At 70.6% G+C, this 4,537-nt stretch carries 5 protein-coding genes and 1 pseudogene; 3 read left to right on the top strand and 3 right to left on the bottom strand.

Annotation, left to right across the window (positions count from 1 at the left end; genetic code table 11):
- The first annotated feature begins 46 nt into the window (after positions 1-46).
- Positions 47-523: pseudogene (locus VG296_RS07755) on the top strand (2,3-bisphosphoglycerate-dependent phosphoglycerate mutase).
- Here the strand turns inward: VG296_RS07755 and VG296_RS07750 are convergent.
- On the bottom strand, positions 498-944 hold the full coding sequence (locus tag VG296_RS07750) for an RpiB/LacA/LacB family sugar-phosphate isomerase (protein ID WP_325564590.1): 447 nt from the start codon (positions 942-944) through the stop codon (positions 498-500). The pseudogene VG296_RS07755 and the gene VG296_RS07750 overlap by 26 nt on opposite strands.
- Positions 944-1,891 carry a hypothetical protein gene (locus tag VG296_RS07745; protein WP_325564589.1) on the bottom strand — a complete coding sequence of 316 codons (948 nt, stop codon included), beginning with the start codon at positions 1,889-1,891 and terminating at the stop codon, positions 944-946. Before VG296_RS07745 ends, VG296_RS07750 begins: the two co-directional genes overlap by 1 nt.
- Positions 1,892-2,000: 109 nt before the next feature.
- Between VG296_RS07745 and VG296_RS07740 the strand changes: the two genes are divergently transcribed.
- Together VG296_RS07740 and VG296_RS07735 are read left to right on the top strand one after the other, a co-directional pair.
- Positions 2,001-3,143 carry a zinc-binding dehydrogenase gene (locus VG296_RS07740; RefSeq protein WP_325564587.1) on the top strand — a complete coding sequence of 381 codons (1,143 nt, stop codon included), beginning with the start codon at positions 2,001-2,003 and terminating at the stop codon, positions 3,141-3,143.
- Positions 3,143-4,144 (top strand): hypothetical protein, encoded by a 1,002-nt coding sequence (locus tag VG296_RS07735; RefSeq protein WP_325564585.1) that lies wholly within the window; start codon positions 3,143-3,145, stop codon positions 4,142-4,144. Before VG296_RS07740 ends, VG296_RS07735 begins: the two co-directional genes overlap by 1 nt.
- A gap of 23 nt (positions 4,145-4,167) precedes the next feature.
- Here the strand turns inward: VG296_RS07735 and VG296_RS07730 are convergent.
- A partial coding sequence (locus tag VG296_RS07730) for an oxidoreductase C-terminal domain-containing protein (protein WP_325564583.1) occupies positions 4,168-4,537 on the bottom strand: 370 nt, incomplete at its 5' end.

Here is a 4,537-nt window from a genome sequence, read left to right as displayed (position 1 = left end):
CGTGCACACCTCGGTGCTCGACCGCGCCGTCAGGACCGCGCGCCTGATGTCCGCCGTCGCCGGCTGGGACGCACCACTGCGCCCCGACTGGCGGCTGAACGAACGTCACTACGGCGCCCTTCAGGGACTGGACAAGGACGGCGCGCGGCGCCGCTACGGCACCGCGGAGGTAGAGGCCTGGCGCCGGTCGACCGGCATCGCGCCGCCGCCGGCGAGCGCGGAGCAGCTGGCGCGGCAGCTCGCCGATCCCCGGTACGCCCATGATCCGCGCGCACCGCTGATCGCCACGGAGAGCCTGGGGGACGTCGCCCAGCGGATGGCGCCCTACTGACGCGAGGTGCTGCAACCGGAGCTGGCGCGCGGGCGCACCATCGTCGTCGTGTCGCACGGCAACGCGCTCCGGGTCCTGGTCCACCTGGTGACCGGGCTGCCGCTGGAGGAAGCGGCCCAGCTCCCGATGCCGACCGCGACGCCGGTCATGGCACCCGTGCTTGCCCTCAGCGATCCGCCTCCAGGGCCGTGATCTGGTCGACGCGGTCCTGGTGGCGTCCCCCGTTGAACGGGGTGTCAAGCCACAGCTCGACGAGCGCGATCGCGTCGGAGCCGGAGACGACCTTGGTGCCGATGACCATGACGTTGGCGTCGTTGTTGCCGCGCGAGATCCGCACGGCGAACGGACTGTAGGCCAGTCCCGCCCGCACGCCGCGCACCTTGTTGCAGGCGATGACCTCGCCCTGCCCGCTGCCGCCGATGACGATGGCGAGGTCGGCCGTCCCCGAGGCGACCATCCGGGACACGGCCGCGCACAGCGGCGGGTAGTCGGCGACTTCCTCGGGGTCGTGGCCGCCCGCATCGGTGACGGTGTGGCCGCGGCCGGTCAGCCAGCCGGCCAGCCGGCTCTTGAGCAGGACTCCGTTGTGATCGGCTGCCAGTGCGACGCGCATCAGCCGGCCAGCTTCCGGACGGACGGCGCGAACATGGCGTCGACGTCAACCGCGGTCCTGAGGATGTGCTGGTCGCGCGCCTGGGCGATGAGGCCGTCCAGCACGTGGCGGTTCGCCTCGACGCCGTACGGCAGCGGGTCGGACCAGCCGGTCACCTCCATGACCCGGGCATGCAGCCGGTCGGCGGCGTCCGGCGCGGCGACGGCTCCCGACCGCAGGCCGGCGACGTAGGGCCGCTTCGACTCGGCGAACGCCTCGAAGATGGCGACGGCCGCCTCCGGGTGGCGCTCGAGGACCTGGTCCTTGACCACGACGAGGTGGTTGATGGGGTAGAGCCCCTGGTCGCGGAGCGCGGCGACCGCGGCGGCCTCGGCATCGGGGATGAGCGGCACGACGTCCGGCGAGTCGAGGGCCGCGCCGATCACGGCGTCGACCTCGCCGTCAAGCAGCATCTGCCCGAGCTTCTTGCCGGGCCCGGCCGGCACCACGTTGGGCGGCGGCACGTACGCCGCCACGTGCTCGTCACCCGACAGCACCCACGTGACCCGGTCCAGGTCGAGTCCGTACCCGGTAGCCATGTTCGCGCGGGCCCACACGCCGGTCGTCACCGTGTAACCGCGGCTGACGCCCACCCGGCGGCCGGCGAGCTTGGCCGGTTCCGTGATCACACCGTCGCTTCGGACCTGGATCGCGCCGTGGTGGAACCCGCGCACCAGGAACACCGGAAGCGCGGTGAACCGGACGCCGTGCTCACGGGCGATGAGGTAGGTCGTCAGGGCCATCTCGGACACGTCGTACGCCAGTTCGCGCACCATGCGGCGGAAGGCGTCCACGAGCACGGGCACCTCCTCGAAGGCGAGGGGAAAACCCGCCGGCACGACGGTCCCGTCCTTGAGTGCGCGGTTGTTGCCCTGCGTGCGAGTGACAGCGGTCAGGCGTTCTGCCATGGTTTCTCCGTGCGGTTCGTGGCGCTAGCGGCATGAGATCACCACATGGTATATTGGCCTAACCATTTTGCCAACGGCCGCCCGTGGCCTCACGCGAGGGAGCCAGTTGATGATCCAGAAGGTTCAGGCGGCTGTGCGGGTGGCCCCCGCCACCACCGAGCTACGCGAGTTCGACCTGCCGGAGATCGATGCCGACTCCGCGCTGCTGCGGGTGGAAGTCGCCGGCATCTGCGGCACCGACGTGAAGCTGTACGCTAGCCCGCCCGCCATGATAAGCGGGCCGGTGATCATGGGCCACGAGAACGTCGGCGTCATCGCCCGCGCGGGCGACCGGTTCAAGGAGCGGCACGGCCTCGCCGAGGGTGACCGCGTCTTCGTCGAGCACTACGTCGGGTGCTTCAACTGCGAATGGTGCCGGATCGGCGAGTACCGTCACTGCGTGGCGACCGACTGGCGCACCAATCCTGACAGCCGCCGGTTCGGCTACACCTCGGCCGACAATCCCGGCCGCCTGTGGGGCGGCTTCAGCCAGTACATGTACCTGCCGTGGAACACAGTGCTGCACCGCGTGCCGGACACGGTCACCCCCGAGCTCGCCGGCCTGGTCACGCCGCTGTCCAACGGCATCGAGTGGGCGCTGCGCGCCGCCGGCGTCGGTTACAGCGACACGGTCCTCATCCAGGGGCCTGGACAGCAGGGGCTCTCCCAGGTCGTGGCCTGCAAGCAGGCCGGCGCGTCGCTGATCATCGTCACCGGCACGACGCGCGACAAGCCCCGGCTCGACCTGGCCAGGGAGCTCGGCGCCGACCACGTAATCGACATCCGGCAGGAGGACCCCCTGGAGAAGGTCCTCGACCTGACGGCCGGCCGCGGCGTCGACTTCGTGCTCGACTGCACCTCACGCGCCGGCACCGCGCCGGTGCTGCTCGGCATCGACGCGCTCAAGCGGCGCGAGGGCACGCTCGTTATCCAGGGTGAGCTCGCCGCGTTCCCCGACTTCCCGGTCAAGAAGCTGACGGAGAAGGCGATCACCATCAAGAGCGCTCGCGGGCACTCCTACAAGGCCTGCGAGCTCGCACTCGAACAGCTCGCGGCCGGCCGGTTCCCGCTGGAGCGGCTCGCGACCCACCGCTACGGAATCGACCAGGTGGACCATGCGATCCGGGTGCTCGCCGGCGAGACCGACGAGGACGCCATCCACATCTCGCTGATGCCCGAGCTGATCGGCCAGCCCGGCGGGGCGGTGGCCTGATGGCTCGCATTCACCTCACCTTCGCTTGCGGCGACTACGACCGGACCCGGGCCATCGAGGACGGCAGCGTCCAGGTCGACGGCGTTGACCTGACGTACCTGCGCCTGCCGGTGGAGGAGACGTTCTTCCGCATGCTGCGCCACCGTGAGTTCGACGTGGCGGAGATGTCGCTGTCCACCTATGTCGCCACGCTCAACGCGATCGAAGACGGCACCGAGCCGCCGTTCGTCGCCTTGCCCGTCTACACCTCGCGGATGTTCCGCCACGGCGGCATCTTCGTTAACACCTCCGCCAGCATCGGCAAGCCCGCCGAGCTGCGGGGCAAGGTCGTCGGCAGCCCCGAGTACCAGCTCACCGCCTGCGTATGGATCCGCGGCATCCTCGCCGACGAGCATGACGTGCCGCTCGCCTCGGCCCGCTACGTCACCGGCGGCCAGGAGACGCCCGGGCGGGTCGAGAAGGGCACGGTGGACGTGCCCTTCGACGTCCGTCCCATCGGGTCCGGCCAGACGCTGTCGGCGATGCTCGCCGCCGCCGAGATCGACGCGCTGTACTCACCGCGCATCCCCAGCTCCTTCGTCCGCGGTGACGGCCGCGTCGACCGGCTGTTCCCCGACACCGTCGCCGCGGAGAAGGCCTACTACGCCTCGACCGGGATCTTCCCGATCATGCACGTCGTCGTGCTCAGGCGGGAAGTCTACGAGCGGCACCGCTGGGTCGCGCAGTCCCTGACCAAGGCCCTGACCGAGGCCAAGAAGCAGGCGTACGCCCGCATCTACGACGCCTCCGCGCTGCGGTTCATGGAACCCTGGCTGAACCAGCACCTGGAAGACGCGCGGCGGCTCCTTGGCGAGGACTACTGGTCCTACGGGCTCGGCCAGGCCGACCGCAACGTGCTGGCGACGTTCCTGCGCTACCACCACGAGCAGGGGCTGTCGCGGACGCTGCGCACGCCCGAGCAGTTGTTCGCGCCCGAGGCGCTCGAGGCGTTCGTCATCTGACGAAGGGCACCACACCACGGGCATCACACCACGGGAGAGACCAGTTCCTTGAGCGGCACGCTCGCGTCGGCCACCCGGCCGGCGGGGAGCGTGCCGCCCTCACCGAGTACCTTGCGGGCCACCATGTAGTCGCGCGGCGCGTTGATGGCATCGACCGCGATCAGCTTGTCGGCGGCGTAGTAAAGCACGGAGAACCGCTCGCTGAGTGGTGCCCCGCGCACCACGACCTGATCGTAGCCGTGGGACAGCCCCGCGATCTGCAGCTTGAGGTCGGCCTGGTCGGACCAGAACCAGGGCACCGCCCGGGTCGCCGCCGGGCGGCCGAGCAGCGACGCCGCCGCGGCCTGGGCCTGGGCGATCGCGTTCTGGACCGACTCGATGCGCAGCCGCCCC

Source organism: Actinospica sp., from assembly GCF_035552695.1.
Taxonomy (GTDB): domain Bacteria; phylum Actinomycetota; class Actinomycetes; order Streptomycetales; family Catenulisporaceae; genus Actinospica.
This window is presented reverse-complemented; position numbering and strand designations above follow the sequence as displayed.